The organism is Rhodococcus sp. T7 (assembly GCF_009872365.1).
Taxonomy (GTDB): Bacteria; Actinomycetota; Actinomycetes; order Mycobacteriales; family Mycobacteriaceae; genus Rhodococcus_F.
Window position 1 is genome coordinate 832,612 of the sequence record NZ_WXYH01000389.1, and the last position, 995, is coordinate 833,606.

The 995-nt window shown below is 66.5% G+C and carries 1 protein-coding gene; it reads left to right on the forward strand.

The features are described 5' to 3' along the window. Positions 1-750: 750 nt before the first annotated feature. Positions 751-995, forward strand: a 245-nt coding sequence (locus MLGJGCBP_RS47935) for a DUF4193 domain-containing protein (protein ID WP_160098094.1), incomplete at its 3' end; no start/stop codon positions are given.

A 995-nucleotide genomic window follows, 5' to 3' on the forward strand; every position in this document is an offset into this window, starting at 1 on the left:
CACCACTACGTGCAGGTTGACCGTGTAGCGCCCCTGCCAGCTGATCTCCATCGTTGGCGGGGGCTGCGCTTGGTAGCGTTCCCCACCACCACTACTACTGCTGCTCAGCAGGCCACCACCACCCGGTGTGGCAGCCATCCGCGGTACGCACACCACGCCCCCCACGGCGGCAAACCGGCGACCTCGACCCCGTGGTCGCCGCATCGGACCACGCACACCCACCACCCGGAGCACCGTCACAGCCACGGGCGCGGCAGGGTCATCGGTGTGGATGAGTCTGCAGGGTTCGAAACAATCTTCGGTCGACGATGATCGCGGCACCGTGCACAGCGACTCCGCACACCACCTACCCCACGTCCGCCGCCGCACCACACGATCCGGCACCGCGCCGGTCAACGGAAGATCGTCCACACCGCGGCGGCGAGCGCTACCACGACCACAACCATCACCACGGTGACAAAAGATTCGTGATCAGCGAGAAGTTGCCGCATGATGGGAAGACTCTCAGTCCCGGCTCCCGGCAGAGCAAGCAAGCGAGCGCACCGACACGGCACTGACAGCAGGAAAGAACCGACCCCCGTCGTGATGCCCAGAGGCAAACCTGGCGTGTGGAACCGTACCCGGGGCCTCACGATCCCCCACCGCCCCACGACGTTAGCCACCGCACGCCACACCCCGAGGGCGTGGCGCGCCGACGCACCCTCTAATCTGGCGGGTCCGAACACCGAGGAACATGAGGACGCACCAGGCATGGCCACCGACTACGACGCCCCCAGAGTCACCGAATCCGACGAGACCTCGGATACGTCCCTCGAACAGCTGACCGCCAGCCGGAAAGACACCCAGTCCCCCGCCGTGGACGTCGAGGACACCGACACCGCCGAATCCTTCGAACTGCCCGGCGCCGACCTGTCCGGGGAGGAACTGACCGTCCGCGTCCTCCCGAAGCAGGCGGACGAATTCACCTGCACCAGTTGCTTCCTGGTCCACCACCG